This window comes from Amycolatopsis sp. FU40 (assembly GCF_021903635.1).
GTDB classification, from domain to species: Bacteria; Actinomycetota; Actinomycetes; order Mycobacteriales; family Pseudonocardiaceae; genus Amycolatopsis; species Amycolatopsis dendrobii.
The window spans coordinates 7,887,184-7,907,818 of sequence record NZ_CP091381.1; the positions used below are offsets into that span (position 1 = coordinate 7,887,184).

Below are 20,635 nucleotides of genomic sequence, written 5' to 3' on the forward strand. Positions count from 1 at the left end.
GTTTCGGCGCGGCGGGCACCTCAGGACATCGTCGAGCCGGTCAGCCCGGCATCCACCGTTCGGTGGAGGCCGGGCCGGGACAACGTCAGACCGGGAGCTTGCGGAAGATCGGCCGCGGCACGTGCCGCAGGATCGACATCACCAGCCGGAACTCCGACGGCGACCACACGAGCTCCTTGCCCTTGCGCGCCGCCTCGACCGCGACGTCGGCGACCTGCTCGGCGGTCCTGGTCAGCGGAGCGTCCTTCATCCCGGCGGTCATCTTGGTCTTGACCTGGCCCGACCGGACCACTGTCACCTGCACGCCGTGTGGCGCGAGCGCCTCGCCGAGACCGAGGTAGAAGCCGTCGAAACCGGCCTTGGTGGAGCCGTACACGAAGTTCGACCGGCGGACCCGCTCGCCCGCCACCGACGACAGCGCGATGATCTTGCCGTGCCCTTGGGTCTTGAGCTTCTCCGACAGCGCCACGCCGACCGACACCGCGGCGGTGTAGTTGACCGTCGCCAGCTCGACCGCCTTGCCGTGGTCCTGCCACAGCTCCTCGGCCTCGCCGAGCAGGCCGAACGCGACCACCGTGACGTCGATGTCGCCGCCGGCGAACGCCTCGTCCAGCACCTTCGGGTGGGACGCGAGGTCCTTGGCGTCAAAGGCCACAGTGGACACTTCGGCGCCGCGATCCTTCAGGCGCTGCGCGGCTTCCTCCAGCCGCGGCGAAGGACGAGCGGCCAGCACGACCCGCAGCGGCTTCTCCGCGAGGTACTTCTCCGCGATCGCCAGCGCGATGTCGGACGTGCCGCCGAGCAGCAGCAGGGACTGGGGGTTACCGACCGCGTCGATCACAGTGCGAGCCTCCGGCTCATGTCAGAGGCGAAAACGCCTTCGGGGTCAACGGAAGCGCGCACCTTGCGCCACTCCTCCAGCCGCGGGTACATCCGCGCGAACGTCTCGGGCGAGGTGCGCGAGTCCTTCGCGGTGTAGAGGCGGCCGTTCGCGTCAAGGACCATCTCGTCCATTTCCTCGCAGAACCGGCTGAGCCCGTTCTTGATCGGGAAATCGACGCTCAGCATCCAGCCCGGCGCCGGCCAGGACATCGGAGCCGGGTTCGCGTCGCCCATGCGCTTGAACACGTTCAGGAACGAGTAGTGCCCGGACCGCGAGATGGCCCGGCAGATGCCCTTGAGCTGGTCTTCCGCGCCGAACGGCACGGAGAACTGGTACTGCAGGAAACCCTTGCTGCCATACGCGCGGTTCCACTCGCTCAGCATGTCGAGGGGGTGGTAGAACTGCGTGAGGTTCTGGATCTTGCCGCGCGCGCCCTTCTTGGGCACGGTCTTCTGCCACAGCTCGTTGATCAAGCCGAAGGTGAGCTTGTTGCCGAGTCCGTTGGGGAACACGTCCGGCAGCGTCAGCAGCTGCGGCGCGTCGAACTTCAACGGGTTGCTGCGCAGCTTCGGCGGCAGCTGGTCGAGCTTCGCGAGCGAACCGCGCGAGAACGTGGCACGGCCAAGGCGGCTGTCGGACGAGATCAAGTCCGGCACCGACATCGAGTAGTCGTAGTTGAGGTCTGAACCATCGGTGAAGAGCCCGAGGGTCTCGTCGAGGTTCGAGGTGCGGTCGGCGTCCACGTAGAAGTACGCCGTTTCCGTCTTCTTCATCCGGATCGTCGCGCGGACGATGATCCCGGTCAGCCCGATTCCCGCCACCGTCGCCCAGAACAGCTCCGAATCCGGGCCCTCCGGGGTGAGCGTGCGCACGGATCCGTCGGCGGTGAGCAGGTCCATCGACACGACGTGGTTGCCGAAGCTGCCCGCCGAGTGGTGGTTCTTGCCGTGGATGTCGTTGGCGATCGCGCCGCCGATGGTCACCTGGCGGGTGCCCGGCAGGACCGGGACCCACAGGCCGTACGGCAGCGCCTCGCGCATCAGCTTGTCGAGGCTCACGCCCGCGTCGAGGTCGACGAGGCCGGAGTCCGGGTCGATCGAGTGGATGCGGTCCAGCACGGTCATGTCGACGACCAGGCCGCCCGCGTTCTGCGCCGGGTCGCCGTAGGAGCGGCCGAGCCCGCGAGCGATGACCCCGCGCGGGCCTGCGGAGGCGACGGCGCGGGCGATCGCGTCGACGTCGCGGGTGCTCAGCACGTCGGCGACGGTCCCGGCGGTGCGGCCCCAGCCGGTGAGCGTGCGGCGCTGTGTCTCGGGTGCTTGGGTCACGCGGACCAGGGTAGCCACGCCGAACACCGCCCGGAACGTGACCCTGAAGTGCTCGCTTCTACACTTTGCGCATCAAGGCACAAGCGTCCGAGCGTCGAAGTGGGTAATACGGACACTGACGCAATAGGCCGAGAAGGTATTCCAAGTGGTGGCTACAGAACCGCAGAGTGACCAAGCGCAGCCGGCTCCCGCGGGACCCGGTCTGCTGGGCCAGCTGATCCGGTTCGGCGTGATCGGCGGCTTCTGCGCCCTGCTCGACCTGGGCACGTACTCGCTGCTGCGAGCGGTCGGCATGGACGCCACCCCCTGGGTGGACATCGCGCGCGCGATCAGTTTCGTCGTGGGCACGACGACCGCGTTCTTCCTGAACCGGCGCTTCACGTTCGCCGACGGGCGGCGCGACGGGAACGCCCAGGTCGGCAGCTTCGTTCTGCTGTATGCCGTCACCTTCTTCGTCGCTGTCGGCGTGAACCAGCTCATGCTGCACGTGCTGCCGGAGTCGGGGTGGAAGGCCACGCTGGCCTGGGTGGTGTCCCAGGCAACGGCGACTGTGATCAATTTCGTGATGCTCAAGTGGGTCGTGTTCCGTGTACGGCCGGTAAAGGAGAACTGAGTTCGATGCCCGGTAAAGCAGCCCCGGTCGCGGAGGCGGCCCCCGCAGGCCAGACGCGGTTCGCCGAACACGCCCCCGAAGGCAGGCTCACGGCCCAGCGCGGGCTGTACGCCGGGCCGGCTCCGATCGTCAGCAAGGACATGTACGCCGAGGTCGTGCAGGGCAACGCCCAGCGCGAGCGCGGCAGCGTGGTGCTCGAGCCGTCCGCGAAGGTCACCGGCAACACCTACTTCGGCCGCTTCCCGGCGAGCTACTGGCAGCGCTGGACCACCGCGACCGAGGTGAAGCTGGAAGCCGTCGTCACCGGCGACGGGCTGCTGTCGCTCGGCGCGTCCGACATGCTCGGCGACCCGCGCGTGGTCGACGCCCAGCAGGTGTCCGCCGCGAAGGGCGCCAAGGTCGAGCTGACCGGCAAGCTGGACAAGTTCTACGACGGCGGCGCGCTGTGGCTCGACCTCGAGACCGAGGGCGGCCAGACGCTGCGGGTCGAGCAGGTCCGCTGGACCGTCGACGCGCCGGAGACGATCCGCCCGACCGCGGTCACCATCTGCACGATGAACCGCGCCGACGACTGCCTGAAGAACCTCCAGGCGCTCGCCGCGGACGTGTCCTCGCTCGACACCCTCGACGCCATTTACGTCGCGGACCAGGGCACCGACCTGGTCGAGTCGCGCGAAGGCTTCGAGCAGGTCGCGAAGGACCTCGGCGAGAAGCTGCACTACATCAAGCAGCCGAACCTCGGCGGCGCCGGCGGCTTCACCCGCGGCCTGTACGAGGTGGCCGGGCACACCGCCACCGAGCACGCGAACGTGCTGTTCATGGACGACGACGTGCTGCTCGAGCCGGACCTCGTCGTGCGCGTGACGGCCTTCTCCAACCGCTCGGCCAACCCGATCATCGTCGGCGGCCAGATGCTGAACCTGCTGCACCCGAACCAGTTGCACGTCGGTGCCGAGTACGCCCGGCTGAACACGCTGGAGCCGGGTCAGCCGGTGCAGCACTCGCTGTCCACCGCGGACCTGCTCGGCGTCGACGAGGAGGGCAACCCGAACCGTCAGGAGCGCCGCCTCGACGCCGGGTACAACGGCTGGTGGTCGTGCCTGATCCCGTACGAGGTCGTCAAGGCCATCGGCTACCCGCTGCCGTTCTTCTTCCAGTGGGACGACGCGGAGTACTCCTACCGGGCCCGCGAATACGGCTTCCCCACGGTGACCCTTCCCGGCGCGGGCGTGTGGCACGCGGACTTCCACTGGAAGGACTGGGACGAGTGGCACCGGTACTTCAACCTGCGCAACTCGATCATCACCGCGGCACTGCACTCGCCGTTCAACCTGAACCTGCTCTCCCGCGTGCTGATGGCGCAGCTGGTGCGCTACCTGCTCGGCATGCAGTACGGCCTGTCCGCGACGCTGATCAAGGCGGTCGAGGACTTCCTGGAGGGCCCGGAAATCCTGCGCGACGGCGGCGTCGAGGCGATGAAGGAGATCCGCCGGATCCGCGACGCGTACCCGGAGACCAAGCGGCACAAGGCCACTGACGTGCCGGGCATCGCGTCCAACGACATCGGCATCATCAACAGCGCGCCGCGGCCGAGCATGCAGCGGCTCGTGCTGATCAAGCGCATCCTCGACAAGGTGCTCGGCCGCAGCCGCTTCGGGCTCGGCGCGGTGCCGATCGACGAGGCGCACTGGTGGCACATCGCGCTGTTCGACACCGCCGTGGTCACCGACGCGTCGCAGGAAGGCGTGCGCGTGCGCAGCTACGACAAGGTCAAGATGTTCGACCTCGCCAAGCGCGGCGCGAAGGTGATCAACCGGCTGCGCAAGGAAGGCGCCGGCGTACAGGAGCAGTACAAGCGCGCGATGCCGGAACTCACCTCGCGGGAGAACTGGAAGCGGCTGTACGAGCTGTGATCGCCTGAGCTGGTCCGAAAAGGGCGTCTCGCGTTCGGCGAGACGCCCTTTTTGTCTTTTTGGGTAGCTTGGTTTCATGGCCGACCTGGTTTCCCGCGCGCGGGCTCTCGCCGACGATCTGTTGTTTCCGGCGGCAGCCGAGGTGGACCGGCTGGGGGTGGTGCCGCGCTCGCATTTCGACGCGCTCGCCGAGGAGGGTTTCTACGGTCTCGCCGCGCCGGATTCCGGGGTCGACCTCGATCAGCTGGTCGGGGTGCTCGAAGCACTGGCCGGCGGGTGCCTGAGCACCGCGTTCACCTGGCTGCAGCACCACGGTCTCGTCGCCGGGCTGGCCGCGACGGACCGGGAAGACCTGCGCGAGCGATATCTGCCGGATTTGATCAGCGGACGGCTTCGCGCGGGCGTCGCGTACGCGGGAGTGATTCCGACGCCGCCGAAGGTGCGGGTCCAGCGTGTTGACGGCGGTTATCGGTTCGACGGCGAAGCGCCGTTCGTGAGCGGTTGGGACGCGATTGACCTGCTGCAGTTGTCCGGCCGAGACGGCGACACAGTGGTCAACGCCCTGGTGTCGCCGATAGTCGGGCACAGCTTGGTCGCCGAGCCGCTGACGCTGATGGCCGCGCAAGGAACCGCGACCGTGCGGCTGAAGCTCGACAACCACTTCATTCCGGACGAATCGGTTTTCGCCCAGGTCAGCTACGACAAATTCGTGGCGGGCAATACGTTTGCCGCGCGGCTCAACGGATGCGCGCCGCTTGGCCTCGCCGAGCGCTGCGCCTGCTTGATCGAAGCGGCAGGCGAGGAGGAAACGGCGACGGCGCTGCGGTCCGAGCAGGACGAAATCCGCGGCCGGCTCAACGCGGGTCTCGCCGATCCGGCCACGCTCCCCGCGGCCCGTGCGGCCGGAGCCGATCTGGCGTACCGGTCGGCAGGCGCGCTCGCCGCGGCGACGGGCAGTCGCGCGGTGCTGGCCGGGGCGCACGCCGGCCGGTTGGTGCGCGAGGCGACGTTCCTGCTCGTGGCCGCGAGCAGACCGGAGATCCGCGCCGGACTGCTCGCCCTCGCCCGTCGCTAAACGGACAGGCCGAATTTGCCCTTTCGGCTCAGATCGTCCACATAAGCGGCGGCGACGTGGACGAAATTTACCGAAACAGTGTTGCCGTCACGGGTTTCGAGCGAGTGGACGCCACCGTGTTTCAGGAGGTCGGGGAGCTTTTCCTGAACGGTCGAGGAACTGTCGGCGGTGAGCGGGAAGATCAGCGGCTCGCCGCCCGCTGAGAGGTGCAGGACCAGTGCTGGTTTGGGATCTGCCATGAATCCATGGCAGCAGCGGGTGATCATCGGCGGCAAGAGCGGTTCGCCGACAGCGGATCCGCTCACAGCGGAAGCGGATCTCGCGGCGGCCCCGGAGCCGATGGCCGCGACGGTGCGGAGTGGACTACGGTTTCGCCGGGGAGAGACCGGATTTAGGGGTGGGTCGTGCCGTACACGTTGACGCTGTCACCGGCAGCGGTGGATCTCCTGCTGGCCGAACTCGGACTCGGCCGCGCGCCAGTGCCGTTCGTGGTGCCGCACATCGGCATCACCGGCGAGGAACGCGCCGCGGTGCGCGACGCCGTCTTCCGCGACCTCGACGGACGCGGCCTGCTGCGGCGCGGGACCGTCGACGACGACGTCCAGATCGCGCTCGCCACGTTCGCCCGGCCCGGCCTCGCGGTGTCCGCGGCGGCGAAGCTCGGCGACGAGCAGTTGTTCGCGCGCGTGGCGTCCAATGGCCAGTTCGCGGTGCTCGTCTGCCAGCGGGACGGGATGTTCACCTTCGAGGAGGTCCGCCCGACCGGCATCGTTCCGGCGATCGTCGACCTGCTGCCGCTCACGCCCGCCGCGCCGGGGCAGTCGGTGACTGTCGCGCGTCCGTCGAAGCAGCCGGTCCGAGGCGACGCGTACGACCCGTTCGCCGGGGTCAGCGGCCCGCGCACGCACAATCCGCAACTGCGGTCCGTCCAGCGGATCTTCGAGAAGCCGCGGCTGGCGGTCGGCCAGTTCACGCCGTACGTGGGCGACGGCAGCGGCCACGAGAAGGCATTGCCGTCGCTCGTGTGGTTCGACACCGAACTCGGCCGCTACCTGCTCAGCACGCGCGATTCCAGCGACGGCAACCGCTGGCTCACCTACGCCCCGGCCGACAATGCCCGTCTGGCCCAACAACTGTTCACCCAGCTTGAAGGCTATTCGGCAAACGCCTGACCGGAGCGGCTCGCGTCGGTAAACTCCGGCGCATGAGCACTGATCCGCTGGCGGCAGGCGGGCTGAACGCCAAGGGCATCGCCGAAGCCGCGGCCGAAACGCACAAGCTGGCCGGCACCGCGAAAGCCGGCGGGTTCAGCATCGACGGCGACGCACTCGGTGACCTGCGCAAGGCGCTCACCGACATGGTCACGCGCCTCGAACGGCTCAAGCCGCAGACGCAGGCGCTGACGACCGCGCCGAAGCTCGGCAGCCATCCCTACGGGCACACCGTGGCCGAACACGACCGCAAGAGCGGAGCCGACGCTCCCGGATCGGCCCTCGACGTGCTGGACCAGTTCGGCCGGATCCTCAAAGAGGCCGACGAGGCCCTCGCGCGGGCCGGCGGGGTCTACACCGAGAACGAGAGCCAGGCCATCGACTCCCACCGCACCGTGAAGGGCACCGAATGAGCACGCCGCAGCCGGGGCTCGCGCCGTCGGACGCCGACTACCTCGGGCACCCGCACCAGCAGCTGAAGTCGTATGTCGAGACGAACCTCGACGTGGAGCAGGTTTCCTCGGTGTCGCACGCGTACACCGAGGTGCAGAAGGCATTCGAGGACTTCGCGACTCAACTGGGCGAGGCCGTGAAGAAGGCCGCACACGCGTGGAGCGGCGAGGCCGCGGCCGGTGCGCAGGCGTATTTCGTGAGCCTCGCGGAATGGGCCGAGGCGAACGGCCAGAACGCGAAGCTGGCCGCGCAGATCGTCGAGGAACAGGCGTCCGCCGCGCAGACGGCGAAGCACTCGATGCCGGACGCGGTCCCGTTCGACTGGTCCGAGGAATTCGACAAATGGTCGCACGCGAGCCCGCTCGAAATGAGCAATGAGATCGACGCGACGCTGAAGAAGCAGCAGGACAGCCGTTCCGCGCACGAGCAGGCCGCGGAGACGATGTCGAAGTACGACGCTTCGCTGCACGAGACGGGGTCGAAGCAGCCGACTTTCGCGCATCCGCCGAAGTTCGGCGTCGCCGCAGGTGGCGGTGCCGCAGTGGCGATGCCGACTGGCCCTTCGCACCACGATGCTGCCCCGGCTCCCGCTCCGGCTCCCGCCGTGGCTGACGCTGGCGCGGCCTCCGCGGGCGCTGCTGCCGGTGGCGGCGGCGCGACGGCCGGGCACGCGAGCACACCGACTGTGAGCGGCCCGAGCCAGTTCACCGGCGCCGTGCACCAGCAGATGCCGGACCCCAGCACGACGGCGGCGGGCACCGCACCGGCCGCGGCGCAGGCCGCCCCGAGCGGCGGCAGCGGCGGCGCATCCGGCGCGGGCATGGGTGCCATGCCCATGGGCGGCATGCCGATGGGCGGCGGCGGCGGAGGTTTCGGCGCCGACGAAGAACACGAAACAAAGGTCGGCCGCGGCGGCGGTGCCGGTTCGTTCGGCCCCGGCGACGGAGCAGGCGCGGCGGACGTCGCGGCTGGGGGCATGGGCGGCGCCCCGGCCCGCCCGGGCATGGGCTTCGGAGCCCGCCCGTACGACGACGGCAACGACCAGCCCGCGTTCGTGATGGAGATCGAGGACGACGAGGTCTTCGGCAGCGGACATCGGTCCGCGCCGCCGGTCATCGGGGAGTAGCTTTGGTAGTCCGTTGTGGACGGTGGGTTAGCTCATCGTCCACAACGGGCTTTCGCTAGTCCGCGATGGCGACCCAGCTCTGCATCATCCGGAGCGCGCTGTTCAGCGACTTGACCCCCTCCCGAAAACCACGCATCGAGTTTCGCAATGATGCGCTCATCTCTTCCAGCGGTTTCATCTGCGCTAGAAAAGCGTTCGAGGATTCTTCTGCGCCACTCAGCGGCTCAGTGACCAAAGATATGGACTTGAGGTATTTGCGCTCATTTTCGAGCTGGTCATACAGGTCGTTGTCCTCGAGTTCAGTGCTGCGGGAGCGCAAGATCTGGTCGGTCTTGAGGGTTGTCGTCTCCAGTTTCCGTGCCTGATTCCGGAAGTCATTGCCGAACGGCAGCAGTTCGGAAGCTGTCTCCATAAGCACCCGCCTGGTCTCGGCGGGAGACCTTTCGGTGAGTAATTGAACGGAAGTGGTCAAAACGGTGGGGAGCGGGGCGAGGGCGTTCTTCATGCCCAAAATTGTCTGATCAATTTCTTTGGCGAAGAGGCCGAGGGCTTCGCTGACCTCCGCTGCTCCGACCCCGGCGGAGGGAAGAGGCGACGTGGCGGAAGGTGACTGCTCGACGATAGTGACAGCCTCGACCAGTTGCTCGGCCAGAGCGATCATCGTTCTGCGCCAGGTCGCCGACCGGGAGCCGTCAGTCCAGGTTTCTTTCAGGTCTTTGTACTGTCGTTCGGCGATGATCCGGGACGCTACGTCGGTGCTCTCGGTGGATAGATAAGAATGGCCGAGCAGGACGACCGGGAGGACCAGGCCGGTGGCGCGAACGCGGACCGCCTCATTGTAGAAAGCCAGCAGTTCCTCGCGGCAGGAAGGTCGCTCGAAATACTGCCGGGTGACGATCGGCATGAAGATCGCGGCACTCTCGATGCCCTGCCGGATCCCGTCCCTCCAGTCCTCACCCCAGCCGATCGTCTCGCGATCGACGAAGATCTCCAGGACCCTCCCTTGATCAGCTAAGGCAAGGTGCCTCAGGGACTTCGTGAATGGCTCGATAAAATCGAGCACGACGTCGTCAGCATGTGCGTAGCTGAGAAAAACCCGAATGGGAGGATCGGCCGGTCCTGTCATTCGCGAAAAATAATCCGCGACCGCGTCCGGGCACAACAAGCCTGGGTTTTTGTCCAGGTGTTGTCAAGTGGGCGAAGCCCGGTCAGTACCGGTAAAACTTCTCCGCCCGACCCTGCCGCACCAGTTTCAGCCACTGCACGAACGCCTTCGGATCCCGCTTCACGCCCACGAAATACAGGCCGAAGCGCAGCACCTCCAGCGCACCGATCTTCCGCATTCCCGGCTGCGACAGCAAATACCCGCGATTGCGATAGGTGTAATACCGCTTGACCTCGTTCTCCGGGTCCTGCGCGTGGAATTTCCCGCCCAGCATCGGCTTGAACTCGTCCGAGCCGTCGGGGTGCAGGTAGGTCGTGCGCAGCGACGTGCCGAACGGCAGGCCGGACCGCACCAGGCGGCGGTGCAATTCGACCTCGTCGCCGCGGAAGAACAGACGCAGGTCCGGCACGCCGGTGACGTCCAAAGTGGACGCGCGGAACAACGCGCCGTTCATCAACGACGCGATGCCCGGCAGGAAATCCGTGCCCAGCTCGGCCGACGAGCGCTTCCAGGTGAGGCCGCGGCGCAGCGGGAACGCCAGTTTCGCCGGGGCGTCGATGTTCGCCACCACCGGGGAAATCTCGGCGAGACCGCGCTTTTCGGCTTCCTCCAGCAGGATCTCGAGCACGTGCTCGTCCGCGGGACGGCCGTCGTCGTCGGCGAGCCAGACCCAGTCCGCTCCGAGGGACAGGGCGTGCAGCATGCCGAGCGCGAAACCGCCCGCGCCGCCGAGGTTCCGGTGCGACGGGAGGTACGTGTACGGCAGCGGGTAGGCCTCCACGACGTCCCGCGCGGACTTGTCCGGGCCGTTGTCGACCACCACGAGGTGGTCGACCGGCCGGGTCTGGGCGGCGATGATCTTCAGCGAGTCCGCGAGCAGCTCGCGCCGGTGCCGCGTGACCACCACGCCGACGACGGCGCCCTCGGGCAGCTCTCGCGTCTCGCCGGTCATCATTCCCCGCCGTTCGTCGTGGTCGCGGGCTCGATGCCGAGGCGCTCGAGACCTTCCTGGCTCATGTTCTCGAACGGGTCGCGGCCCTTGTACTCGGTGAGCACCTCGCGCAGCGAACCCTGCTTCTTCAGATGTCCCTCGTCCATCCAGATCGCCGAATCGCACAGCTCGAAGAGGAACTCGTCGGAGTGGCTCGCGAACACCAGGATGCCGGACCGTTTGACCAGGTCCTTGAGCCGGTCGCGGGCCTTGTTGAGGAACGCCGCGTCGACCGCGCCGATGCCCTCGTCGAGGATCAGGATCTCCGGGTCGATCGAGGTCACCACGCCGAGCGCGAGCCGCACCCGCATGCCGGTGGAGTACGTCCGCAGCGGCATCTGCAGGTAGTCGCCGAGTTCGGTGAACTCCGCGATGTCGTCGACCCGCTTCTCCATTTCCTTGGCGCTCATGCCGAGGAACAGACCGCGGATGATGATGTTCTCCTCGCCGGAGATCTCCGGGTCCATGCCGATGCCGAGGTCGAACACCGGGGCGATCTTGCCGACGATCCGCGAGGACCCGCGGGTCGGCTCGTAAATCCCGGCGAGCAGCCGCAGCAGCGTGGACTTGCCCGCGCCGTTGTGCCCGACGAGACCGACCCGGTCGCCCTCGCGGAGGCTGACCGACACGTCGTGCAGCGCCTCGATGATCGGCACCTTCTGCTCGGTGCCGATCTTGCCGCCGACCTTGCCGAGCACGCGCTTTTTCATCGAACGCGTCTTCGCGTCGAAAATCGGGAAGTCCACGTACGCGTTGTGGACGTCAATGCTGACCATCTGTCACACCCAATACGAGACGCGAGACCGGTAATTGCGCATGGCGACGAGCGCGAGCGCCCATCCGACGACGGTGATGCCGCCGACCACGACCCAGCTGGTCCAGCTCACCGCCTGTCCGATGAGCGGCGACCGCACCACCTGCATGTAGTGGTAAAGCGGGTTCAGCTTGATGATCGGCAGCGCCCACGACGCGCCGTCCCGCGCACCGCCGGACAGCAGCTGGTCGACCGGCCAGACGATCGGGGTGCCGTAGAACATCAGCTGGATCAGCGAGTTGATCAGCTGCGGGATGTCGCGGAACCGGGTCGAGATGATGCCGAGCAGCAGCGCCGCCCAGCCCGCGGTGAGCGCGAGCAGCACGAACCCGGGAATGGCGAGGAAAATGTTCCAGCTCAGGCCCGGATGGCAGTACTTGTCGGGCGTGCACACGCCGTCTTTCGATCCCAGCGAGTACGGGGAATCGAGCGCTGAGAAGAAAATGATCAGCAGCACGACGTAGACGATCATGTTGTGCGCCAGCAGCAGCGTCTGCCGCCAGATCGTGCGCAGCACGTACACGCTCAACGGCGCGGGGACCTGTTTGATCAGCCCCTCGTTCGCGATGAACGTCTCCATGCCTTCGGTGAGGCAGCCCTGGATGAAGCCCCAGATGATGAAGCCGGTGGAGAGGTAGGGCAGGAACACCTCGATCGGCGTCCGGAACAGCTGCGAGTACAGCAGGCCGAGGCCGAGCGCGATGACACCCTGGCTGATGGTGATCCAGAACGGCCCGATGATGGACCGCCGGTACCGCTGCTTGATGTCCTGCCAGCCGAGATGGGTCCACAGCTCGCGGGAGGCCAAACCGGTCTTGATGTCGTCGATCGCACGCCCGAACGTCTTGCTGTCCGACGACGGTGGAACCGGAGTCGAGACATCGGGTTCGGCTGCGTGAACCGTGCTGGTGGCATGCACGTGGACGAGGGTACCGATGGGACGCACAGGCCTCGGCTCGCCCCAGCCCGTCCGGTGGCGGCTACTGCGCGTACGTGAGCGATATGGACCGGGTCGCTCCTGGTGTCCTGGTAGTTTCTTCCCTTATGACTGCTGCTCTCGGTGCGGCGAGCCTCATGGTCGACCTCCTTTCGGCTTACGCGGACCGGCCGGACCCGCGTTCGGTCGCCGTGGTCGGCAACCAGCCGCTGCAGCCGGACCCGGCCCGGGCCAAGGCGGTCGACGACTGCGACCTGGTCATTCGGGTGAACGGGTTCGTTATCGACGAACCGGACGGACCGGATATCACGGGCCGCAAGGTGCACACGGTCGTCTTCAACCGGGCGGTGCGCGCCACCCGGCACGTGTTCCGCGATTACCGCTCCCGGCTGTATCTGCTGGTCGAGCCAGGTCGCCTGCACTGGGAACCGGAGGCGCTGCCCGGCTGGTGGCCCTCGGATCTCGGGTTCGTCCCGGTGTCGAACCGCGAGGTCGTGCTGCCCCTGTCGGACGCGCTCGGCCTGCCGACGCGCACCGAACCCACCTGGTCGACCACGGGTACGCTCGCGGCCTGGATCGCCCGTACCTCGTTCCCCGAGGCACAGCTGGTGCTGACCGGCTTCTCGTTCATCGACAACCCGGAGCAGACCTCGTGGGAGCACGCTGCCGGCGACTCGTGCATCGTGGGGCCGGAGCACCAGATCGCCGCCGAGGGCAGGCTGCTGGAGTCGTGGACCCGCACCGGCACTACCACTTTGCTCCGCTGAAGCCCAGGCACTCGTCGAAGGAACTCCCGTCATGCCCTTCATGAAGTTCAGAAATCTGTTCGGCTCCCGGATCGCCCGGACCGTCGATTACCGCATCGAAGAGCGCACGCGCGGTGTGCTCCAGGACTTCGAGGCCCGCATCGACGAGCTTGAGCACTGCACGGTCGATCATCGGCGCCGTCTCGCCGAGGCCGACGAGAAGCTGGCCGCCGCACTCGGCGATCTCCAGTGGATCCGCGGCGAGCTGGACCGGATGATCCCGCACGTCGCCGCGCAGGAGGAGCAGCTCGAGACGCTCCGCGAGAAGCTCGCGATGACTCCGCGTGCGGACGACGCCGAGACCTACGAAGCACGTTCGCTCGTCGAGGAGATCCAGCGGCAGCACGCACAGATCCGCGTCCGGTTGGCCGGGATGGCCCGGTACGAGGAGCGGTTGAGCCGGCTCGAGAACGCGAAGCTCACGCCCGCGCAGTGACGTCCGTCATCGCCCGCGACGCGACCGAGGACGACGCTGAGCTGCTGCTGGCTTGGCGCAACGACCCGGCGACCCGGCAGGCGTCGCGGTCCAGCGGCGTGATCGATCTGGACAGCCACCTGCGCTGGCTGCGCGGGGTGCTCGCGGCGCCCGGCCGGATCCTGCTGGTGCTGGAGGAGGCCGGGAAACCGGTGGGCACGGTGCGGTTCGACGACGAGGGCGGCCGCGAGTGGGAGGTCAGCATCACGCTGGCACCGGAAAGCCGCGGCCGCGGGTTGTCGCGGCCGGTGCTCGACGCGGGGGAACGGACCTTGGCGGCCCGGACGGACGCGATGGCCGTGCTGGCTGCGGTGCACGAGGAGAACGCGGCGTCGGCGGCGTTGTTCGAGCGGGCTGGTTATCTGGAGGTCGCGCCCCCCGCCGACGGCTTCCGCCGGCTGCGCAAGACTCTGCACTGAACCCCACCGGAAGGACGCCACCCATGTCCGAAGTGCGCATCGGCAAGCACCTGCTCGGCCCGGCGCGGCCGCCGTTCGTGATCGCGGAGATGTCCGGAAACCACAACGGCGACCTGGACCGCGCGCTGGCCATCGTGGACGCGATCGCCGACGCCGGCGCGCACGCGGTGAAACTGCAGACCTACCGTCCGGACACGATCACGGTCGACGTCGACGGCCCGGCATTCCGGATCGGCGACGGGCATTCCCTGTGGGGCGGGGAAAATCTGTACAAACTGTACGAAAAGGCGCACACGCCCTGGGAATGGCACGAACCGATCTTTGCTCGCGCTCGCGAACGCGGCCTGGAAGTTTTCTCCAGCCCGTTCGACCCGACGGCGGTGGAGCTGCTGGAATCGCTGGACGCACCGGCGTACAAGATCGCCTCCTCGGAGATCGTCGATCTGCCGCTGATCGAACTGTGTGCCCGCACCGGCAAGCCGTTGGTGATCTCGACCGGAATGGCGAACGTCGCGGAGATCGACGCGGCCGTGCGCACCGCTCGCGGGGTGGGCAACGACCAGTTGATCGTGCTCGGTTGCACGGCGAGCTACCCCGCGTCGCCGACGGAAAGCAACCTGCGGGGGTTGCCGTTGCTGGCCGGGCTCACCGGAACCTTGGTCGGATTGTCGGACCACACGCCGGGGCTCGGCGCGCCAGTCGCCGCGGTTGCGCTGGGCGCGGTGGCGATCGAGAAGCACGTGACGCTCGCTCGTAGCGACGGCGGCGTGGACTCGGAATTCTCGTTGGAGCCAGCGGAATTGGCCGCGCTGGTCACGGAGACCCACCGCGCGTGGGAGGCACTCGGTTCGCCGGTGTTGGGGCCGCGGGAAAGCGAGAAGGAGGGGCTTCGGCTCCGGCGTTCGCTGTACGTGGTGGAGGACGTCCGGGCCGGGGATCCCGTTACCGCGCAGAACGTTCGCTCCATCCGTCCTGCTGGCGGGCTCGCTCCGGGCGAGATCGTGAACGTGCTCGGCCGGACGTTCCGGGTCGATGCCGCCAAGGGGACCGCGCTGACTTGGGATTTGATCTAGTCTCGGGCGGATGGCAGGCGAGAAGTCCCGCAAGGCGTTGCTGGCCACCCTCGGTGTGCTCGGGGCGATTCCGGTCGCTTCCGGTCTGACCGGCATCCTCGGCGGTCCGGAACGTGCGCCCGGCGGTGCCGCCACGACGCCTAGCGTGGACAGCGAATACCGGTTCGTGAACACGTTCTGGACCGCGGCCGGGTTCGCGTTGTGGTGGTCGATCCTTCAGCCGGAGAAGCGGGCAGCGACTACCCGGCTTGTGTTGGGGACTGCCGCGGCGGGCGGGTTGCCGCGGCTTCTTTCGGCTCGGCGGACTGGGGCACCGCATCCGGTGTTTCGGGCTGCGACGGTGTTGGAACTGGCCGTAGTGCCGGGGGTGCTGTTGTGGCATGCCAAGGTGGTTCGGGACGGCCAAACGGCGACAGCTGATTGATGACCTACGCTCAGTTCGCTGTTGCATCTGCGGATCGACCTGCGATCTCACGCCTGTGAGGAATCAGGAATATCCAGAAATTTCTCGGCGTAAGAACGGCGATCGCCTGATCGGCATCGCAGGGCCGCTAGCCGATGATCTCTACAGCGCTGGTACACCGCCGGTGTGGGGCCTTGCCAAGAATCCGACGCCGGCTTCCCGGATCTCTGAGGTCAAGATCGGGGATCAGCTTCAGATACAGCGGCTTGGCAGTCGTTGGGTCGCGCAAGACGCCCAAGGTGTTGTGGGGAATCTCCGGTGGTTGCCTGGAGACGACGGTAAAACGGTTGTCGCTACCGGTGCCCGGATCCGGCTGCCGCTCAGCGGGACCTTTCATGTCCAGCGACTGCTGATCGATCCGAACGGGGTCGTCAAAGACATCGGTGGCTACGTCGAACCGAGCTAACGCCTTCTGATCCGTAGTCAGATGCCGAAGAACCCGCGCACCCCGTCGATCACCCGGTCCACATCGGCATCACTCAGCGACGGGAACAGCGGCAGCGAAAGCTCCTGCGCGTAGTAAGCCTCGGCATTCGGGCACAACCCGCGCCGATAGCCGAGATCCTCGAACACCGGATGCCAGTAAGCCGGGATGTAGTTCACCTGCACCCCGATCCCCAGCCCGCGCAAGTGGTCGAACAACGCGCGCCGACGGCCCTCCAGCACTCGCAGCGGGTACAGATGCCACACCGGATCCGCGCCCTCGCGGCGAGGCGGCGTCAGGACTCCCGAAACATCCGCGAGCGCCGCGTTGTACCGCGAGTGGATCTCCGCCCGCCGCAGTTTGAATTCGGCAAGCCGGTTGAGCTGGCTGCTCCCCAGCGCGCACAGGACGTCCGGCAGTCGGTAGTTCAGGCCGAATTCGTGCACTTCCTGGTGCCAAGCACCTTCGTCCGGATAACGCTGACGCGACTTGTCCCGAACCAGACCATGGTTGCGGAACGCTTGCGCGCGCTGCAGCAACTCCTCAGACCCAGTGACGACCGCGCCACCTTCAGCGGTGGTGAGGTTTTTGGTGGGAAAGAAGGAAAACGTGGTCAGATCGGCAAGAGAACCGACCGGTCGGCCCTGCCAGGAACCGCCGACGGAGTGTGCGGCGTCTTCCAGCAACAGAGCGTCAGCGTCGTGCGCGATCTTCGCCAGGGCGTCCAGTTCGGCGGGGTGTCCGGCGTAGTCGACAGCCGCGATCACCTTCGTGCGGGAAGTCACTGCGGCCGAGGCGGCGTCGACGGACAGATTGCCGGTATCTGGCTCGACGTCGGCGAACAACACCTTCGCGCCGTGCAATGCCGCAGCTGCCGCGGTGGCGACGAAGGTCATCGGCGAAGCCACGACCTCGTCGCCCGCACCGATTCCGGCCGCGGCATATGCGACGTGCAAGGCGGCAGTACCGGACGTGACGGCCACAGCGGGCGTGCCGCCGGTGTGTTCCGCGAGGTCAGCTTCGAACTTCGTGACCGCGGGCCCGGTGGTAAGCCAGTCCCCGCGCAGGACCGAGACGACGGCTTCGATGTCTTCTTCGCTGACGGACTGGCGGCCGTACGGCAGGAAGTCAGGCATATTGCTCGACCAGTTCGCGGAGTTCGTCGGCCTCGAGCCACAGGTCGTTGGTGTCCGAGCGGTACGCGAAACCTTCGGGCACCTGCTCACCGGCAGTGGGCGATTCGTAGCCCCAGCCGGCGAGGTGCGGCTGCACGACGTAGCGGTCGGTCAGCCGGAGCGTTCGCCGCGCGTCGTCCGGCGCGATCATTTCCTCGTGCAGTTTTTCGCCCGGCCGCACGCCGACCTCGTGCATCGGTGAACCCGGCGCGATCGCCTGCGCGAGGTCGACCAGCCGCATGCTCGGGATCCGCGGCACGTACAGCTCGCCGCCGGACATCTGGTCGAACGAGTCGACCACGAACTGCACGGCCTGCGGGAGCGTGATCCAGAACCGGGTCATCTCCTTGTGCGTGATCGGCAGCGATTCGCCCTGCTCGGCGAGCTTGCGGAAGAACGGGATGACGCTGCCGCGCGAACCCATCACGTTGCCATAGCGCACCACGGAGAACCGCGTCGGGTGGGCGGCCGCGTAGTGGTTGCCACTGATGAACATCCGGTCCGCGCACAGCTTCGTCGCGCCGTAGAGGTTGATCGGGCTGGACGCCTTGTCGGTCGAGAGCGCGACGACCTTCTTCACGCCGGTGTCGATCGCCGCCTCGATCACGTTCTGCGAACCCGTGACGTTCGTCTGGACGAACTCGAACGGGTTGTACTCGCCGGTGTCGACCTGCTTGAGCGCCGCGGCGTGCACCACGTAGTCGACGCCGTGCATGGCTCGTTCGAGGCGGCGGCGGTCGCGCACGTCGCCGATGAACCAGCGCAGCCGCGGGTCGTCGTTGAACAGTTGCCGGGCCTCGTACTGCTTCAGCTCGTCGCGGGAAAGCACCACGAGCCGGCTGGGGTTCAGCTCGGCCAGCGCGTAGGCGATGAACGCCTTGCCGAAGGAGCCGGTCCCGCCGGTGAGCAGGATGCTGGAACCATCCAGCTCGGACATCGATGACCTCCGCGATCGGGGTTCGTGGATCGGCGCGGGGCGCCGCAGGCCATCATGTCACCCATGCGTGCAGGCCCTGGCGTCAACGCCGTGATACAAGCCCGGTCGTCGTCCACCCGGCTGCCGGGGAAGGTGCTGCGGCCGCTCGCCGGGCGGAGCGTGCTGGGCTGGGTCGTCCGGGCAGCGGCGGCCGCTCCCGGTGTGGCCAAGGTAGTGGTCGCGACCTCGGACGATGCGTCTGACGACGCCGTCGCGGCCGAGGCGCGACGGTGCGGCGCGCACGTCGTCCGAGGGCCATTGGACGACGTGGTGGCCCGGTTCGGGCTCGCGCTGTCGGAACATCCGGCAGACGCAGTGATCCGTCTCACGGCTGACTGTCCGCTGCTTGATCCGGCGCTGATCGGCCGGCTGGTCGCCGTGTGGCAGGCCGAACCGTCGCTGGACTACGTCTCGACCACGCTCGTCCGCACCCTGCCGCGTGGCTTCGACGCGGAACTGGTTCGTGCGTCGGTACTGGCTGAGCAGGCGGCGACCGCGACCGGGGCGGACCGCGAGCACGTGACGTCCGCGATCTACCGGCAGCCCGACCGGTACTCGTGCACCGGCGTCGTGGTCAGCCCAGCCGCCGACGACCTGCGCGTCACTTTGGACACTGAGGAGGACTGGGAGCTGATCTCGGCGCTCGTCGCGGAGCTTGGCGACGGGCCGGGCTCGTGGCGTTCGGTGGTGTCGCTGTTGCGGTCGCGGCCGGATTTGGTGGCGTTGAACGCGCACATCGAACAGAAGAAAGTCGGCCGGTGAAGCTGCTGCTCCGGGCGGACGCTTCGCCGACCATCGGGGCCGGGCACATTTCCCGGGTGGTGGCCTACGCCGAGCGTGCCGTCGCGCGGGGCTGGGACGTGCACTTCGCCGGCTGCACGACTAACGCGGAGTGGCTGGCCGCGCGATTCGACGAGCTGTCGGTGCCGCGTTTGCCGGTTTCTTCCTTTGCTGACTTGGTTTCTGGCTTTGACGCCGTGCTCGTGGATCATTATGGAATCGGCGACGTCCGTGCCGAGGCCAACGCCGCGGGCGCCCGGTTGGTGTCCATTGAGGACGACGTGTTCGGTCGTCGCCCAGCGGATGTGGTGGTGGATTCGGGCTTCGCGCCGGGTCCGCGTCCCGAGGACGGTTCGGGCTTGCTGCTGCGGGGCGTGGAGTACACGCCGCTTCGAGACGTCGTCCTGCGCGCGCGTTCTCGCCGGAGCACTTCCTCGCCGTTGCAGGTGACGGTAGTGCTGGGCGGTGGCGCGGAGTGGGCGTCGACGGTTTCGCTGTTGCTCCAGGCGCTTGCTGACACCGGGTTGCCATTCGCGGCGGACGCCTTGGTCCGCGGCACGCCGACCTTGCCGTCCACGGTGGAGGGCCAGGTGATCCGGGTAGCCGCGCCGCATGCCGGATTGCTGGACCTGCTCGCCGGGACGGATGTCGCGATCAGCGCGTCCGGGGTGACGTTCTTGGAGCTGTGCTGCCTCGGGGTGCCGACGGCTGCGGTGCAGCTGGTCGACAACCAGGCAGCCGGGTATCGGGCGGCGCTGGAGCGAGGACTGGCGCGCGGCTTGGGATCCGCGGACACGTTGGGGGCGCGGCTGCCGGAGGTGACGGAGACGTTGCGTCAGTTGTTGTCGGACGCTTCGCTGCGGTCACGGCTTGCGGCTGCTGGCCGGTCTGCTGTGGACGGCCGGGGAGTGGACCGGGTGCTGGACGCGTTGACGTCGGACTTTTCAAGATAGAGAACGGCTCTGTGCTGGATTACGGGGAGGAAACACTGTGCCTGACTACAAGAGGATCTTCAGAGGGGCCGACCCGGTCCCTCAGTTGATCGATTGGGCGAAGGTGGAGTCCGATCTAGGGATCTCGCTGCCGCCGGACTACCGGGAGTTCGCCGAGAACTACCCGGCGGTAAATATCGACGATTTCCTCAACATCATGCATCCGTGTTCGTCCCGGCCCGCGCTGAACCTGATCGAGCAGAGCCCGATAATCCGCGAGATGTGGTCTGCGCTGTGGGTGCGGGCCGAAGGTGACTTTCCGTATCCTATTTTCCCGGCCGACGGCGGACTGTTCCCCTGGGCGTACAACGACGAAAACGGCTTCTACTTCTGGAAGACCGGCGGTGCTCCATCGACCTGGACGGTGGTCGTCGTGGAGGCCTTGCAGTGGTGGGAACATCCTGGAGGATTCGGGGAATTCATCGCCGGCCTCACTGCTGGGGAGATAGCTTCCCCGGTGATCGAGTCGGAGATCTCCGGCCCTGATTACGAGGTCCGGCTGTTCGACTAGCAGCCGGGCCATTGAGGACGGTAACTGTCCTC

Annotated in this window: 24 protein-coding genes; 15 read left to right on the forward strand and 9 right to left on the reverse strand. The window is 67.4% G+C overall.

The window, feature by feature from the left end; genetic code table 11:
• Positions 1 to 85: 85 nt before the first annotated feature.
• Both L3Q65_RS37175 and L3Q65_RS37180 read right to left on the reverse strand, forming a co-directional pair.
• Entirely contained in the window at positions 86 to 841 is a 756-nt protein-coding gene (locus tag L3Q65_RS37175; RefSeq protein ID WP_182893685.1) for a decaprenylphospho-beta-D-erythro-pentofuranosid-2-ulose 2-reductase, read from the reverse strand.
• Positions 838 to 2,211, reverse strand: a complete 1,374-nt coding sequence (locus L3Q65_RS37180; RefSeq protein WP_182893686.1) for an FAD-binding oxidoreductase — start codon at positions 2,209 to 2,211, stop codon at positions 838 to 840. The genes L3Q65_RS37175 and L3Q65_RS37180 overlap by 4 nt, the downstream gene beginning before the upstream one ends.
• A 145-nt stretch (positions 2,212 to 2,356) precedes the next feature.
• Here L3Q65_RS37180 and L3Q65_RS37185 point away from each other — a divergent pair, with 145 nt between their 5' ends.
• The 3 genes from L3Q65_RS37185 to L3Q65_RS37195 all read left to right on the forward strand — a co-directional run bounded on the left by L3Q65_RS37185 (position 2,357) and on the right by L3Q65_RS37195 (position 5,812).
• On the forward strand, positions 2,357 to 2,824 hold the full coding sequence (locus L3Q65_RS37185) for a GtrA family protein (RefSeq protein ID WP_182893687.1): 468 nt from the start codon (positions 2,357 to 2,359) through the stop codon (positions 2,822 to 2,824).
• Positions 2,825 to 2,829: 5 nt separating this feature from the next.
• A complete protein-coding gene (locus L3Q65_RS37190) occupies positions 2,830 to 4,737 on the forward strand; it encodes a glycosyltransferase (RefSeq protein WP_182893688.1) in 1,908 nt (635 codons plus the stop codon).
• Between the two features lie 76 nt (positions 4,738 to 4,813).
• Positions 4,814 to 5,812 carry an acyl-CoA dehydrogenase family protein gene (locus L3Q65_RS37195; protein ID WP_237597760.1) on the forward strand — a complete coding sequence of 333 codons (999 nt, stop codon included), beginning with the start codon at positions 4,814 to 4,816 and terminating at the stop codon, positions 5,810 to 5,812.
• Here the strand turns inward: L3Q65_RS37195 and L3Q65_RS37200 are convergent.
• Positions 5,809 to 6,051 carry a hypothetical protein gene (locus L3Q65_RS37200; protein WP_043838003.1) on the reverse strand — a complete coding sequence of 81 codons (243 nt, stop codon included), beginning with the start codon at positions 6,049 to 6,051 and terminating at the stop codon, positions 5,809 to 5,811. The two genes, L3Q65_RS37195 and L3Q65_RS37200, sit on opposite strands and share 4 nt — an antisense overlap.
• Before the next feature lie 165 nt (positions 6,052 to 6,216).
• Here L3Q65_RS37200 and L3Q65_RS37205 point away from each other — a divergent pair, with 165 nt between their 5' ends.
• The 3 genes from L3Q65_RS37205 to L3Q65_RS37215 are packed head-to-tail and all read left to right on the forward strand — an operon-like array spanning position 6,217 to position 8,602.
• Positions 6,217 to 6,984: an ESX secretion-associated protein EspG gene (locus tag L3Q65_RS37205; RefSeq protein ID WP_182893690.1), complete on the forward strand. Its 768-nt coding sequence runs from the start codon at positions 6,217 to 6,219 to the stop codon at positions 6,982 to 6,984.
• A 32-nt stretch (positions 6,985 to 7,016) separates the two neighbouring features.
• On the forward strand, positions 7,017 to 7,436 hold the full coding sequence (locus L3Q65_RS37210) for a hypothetical protein (protein WP_067578681.1): 420 nt from the start codon (positions 7,017 to 7,019) through the stop codon (positions 7,434 to 7,436).
• The gene (locus tag L3Q65_RS37215) at positions 7,433 to 8,602 is read left to right on the forward strand and encodes a hypothetical protein (protein WP_237597761.1); all 1,170 of its coding nucleotides are present in this window, start codon (positions 7,433 to 7,435) and stop codon (positions 8,600 to 8,602) included. The genes L3Q65_RS37210 and L3Q65_RS37215 overlap by 4 nt, the downstream gene beginning before the upstream one ends.
• 55 nt (positions 8,603 to 8,657) lie before the next feature.
• Here the strand turns inward: L3Q65_RS37215 and L3Q65_RS37220 are convergent, their stop codons facing one another.
• The 4 genes from L3Q65_RS37220 to L3Q65_RS37235 all read right to left on the reverse strand — a co-directional run bounded on the left by L3Q65_RS37220 (position 8,658) and on the right by L3Q65_RS37235 (position 12,491).
• Positions 8,658 to 9,728, reverse strand: a complete 1,071-nt coding sequence (locus L3Q65_RS37220; protein ID WP_182893692.1) for a toll/interleukin-1 receptor domain-containing protein — start codon at positions 9,726 to 9,728, stop codon at positions 8,658 to 8,660.
• An 82-nt stretch (positions 9,729 to 9,810) separates the two neighbouring features.
• Positions 9,811 to 10,719 (reverse strand): glycosyltransferase, encoded by a 909-nt coding sequence (locus L3Q65_RS37225; RefSeq protein ID WP_182893693.1) that lies wholly within the window; start codon positions 10,717 to 10,719, stop codon positions 9,811 to 9,813.
• A complete protein-coding gene (locus tag L3Q65_RS37230) occupies positions 10,719 to 11,534 on the reverse strand; it encodes an ABC transporter ATP-binding protein (RefSeq protein WP_037369048.1) in 816 nt (271 codons plus the stop codon). Before L3Q65_RS37230 ends, L3Q65_RS37225 begins: the two co-directional genes overlap by 1 nt.
• 3 nt (positions 11,535 to 11,537) lie before the next feature.
• Positions 11,538 to 12,491 carry an ABC transporter permease gene (locus L3Q65_RS37235; protein WP_134664093.1) on the reverse strand — a complete coding sequence of 318 codons (954 nt, stop codon included), beginning with the start codon at positions 12,489 to 12,491 and terminating at the stop codon, positions 11,538 to 11,540.
• Between the two features lie 155 nt (positions 12,492 to 12,646).
• On the opposite strand from L3Q65_RS37235, the gene L3Q65_RS37240 reads away from it, so the two are divergent.
• From L3Q65_RS37240 to L3Q65_RS37265, 6 genes are read left to right on the forward strand one after another with little or no spacing between them, the layout of a single operon-like run.
• A complete protein-coding gene (locus tag L3Q65_RS37240) occupies positions 12,647 to 13,276 on the forward strand; it encodes a hypothetical protein (RefSeq protein WP_182893932.1) in 630 nt (209 codons plus the stop codon).
• Between the two features lie 31 nt (positions 13,277 to 13,307).
• A complete protein-coding gene (locus L3Q65_RS37245) occupies positions 13,308 to 13,751 on the forward strand; it encodes a hypothetical protein (protein ID WP_182893694.1) in 444 nt (147 codons plus the stop codon).
• Positions 13,748 to 14,209 carry a GNAT family N-acetyltransferase gene (locus tag L3Q65_RS37250; RefSeq protein WP_237597762.1) on the forward strand — a complete coding sequence of 154 codons (462 nt, stop codon included), beginning with the start codon at positions 13,748 to 13,750 and terminating at the stop codon, positions 14,207 to 14,209. Before L3Q65_RS37245 ends, L3Q65_RS37250 begins: the two co-directional genes overlap by 4 nt.
• A gap of 23 nt (positions 14,210 to 14,232) precedes the next feature.
• Positions 14,233 to 15,282: a pseudaminic acid synthase gene (gene pseI, locus L3Q65_RS37255; protein WP_237597763.1), complete on the forward strand. Its 1,050-nt coding sequence runs from the start codon at positions 14,233 to 14,235 to the stop codon at positions 15,280 to 15,282.
• Positions 15,283 to 15,292: 10 nt separating this feature from the next.
• A complete protein-coding gene (locus L3Q65_RS37260) occupies positions 15,293 to 15,706 on the forward strand; it encodes a DUF4345 domain-containing protein (protein WP_237597764.1) in 414 nt (137 codons plus the stop codon).
• Positions 15,707 to 15,761: 55 nt separating this feature from the next.
• A complete protein-coding gene (locus L3Q65_RS37265; protein ID WP_182893698.1) occupies positions 15,762 to 16,151 on the forward strand; it encodes a hypothetical protein in 390 nt (129 codons plus the stop codon).
• 17 nt (positions 16,152 to 16,168) lie between these two features.
• Here the strand turns inward: L3Q65_RS37265 and L3Q65_RS37270 are convergent, their stop codons facing one another.
• Entirely contained in the window at positions 16,169 to 17,305 is a 1,137-nt protein-coding gene (locus tag L3Q65_RS37270) for a DegT/DnrJ/EryC1/StrS aminotransferase family protein (protein ID WP_237597765.1), read from the reverse strand.
• Positions 17,298 to 18,281: a UDP-N-acetylglucosamine 4,6-dehydratase (inverting) gene (pseB, locus tag L3Q65_RS37275; RefSeq protein ID WP_182893700.1), complete on the reverse strand. Its 984-nt coding sequence runs from the start codon at positions 18,279 to 18,281 to the stop codon at positions 17,298 to 17,300. The genes L3Q65_RS37270 and pseB overlap by 8 nt, the downstream gene beginning before the upstream one ends.
• A 63-nt stretch (positions 18,282 to 18,344) precedes the next feature.
• Here pseB and L3Q65_RS37280 point away from each other — a divergent pair, with 63 nt between their 5' ends.
• From L3Q65_RS37280 to L3Q65_RS37290, 3 genes are read left to right on the forward strand one after another with little or no spacing between them, the layout of a single operon-like run.
• Positions 18,345 to 19,082 (forward strand): cytidylyltransferase domain-containing protein, encoded by a 738-nt coding sequence (locus tag L3Q65_RS37280; protein WP_237597766.1) that lies wholly within the window; start codon positions 18,345 to 18,347, stop codon positions 19,080 to 19,082.
• Entirely contained in the window at positions 19,079 to 20,053 is a 975-nt protein-coding gene (locus L3Q65_RS37285; RefSeq protein WP_182893702.1) for a spore coat protein, read from the forward strand. The genes L3Q65_RS37280 and L3Q65_RS37285 overlap by 4 nt, the downstream gene beginning before the upstream one ends.
• 37 nt (positions 20,054 to 20,090) lie before the next feature.
• Positions 20,091 to 20,603, forward strand: a complete 513-nt coding sequence (locus L3Q65_RS37290; protein WP_237597767.1) for an SMI1/KNR4 family protein — start codon at positions 20,091 to 20,093, stop codon at positions 20,601 to 20,603.
• Positions 20,604 to 20,635: the final 32 nt, after the last annotated feature.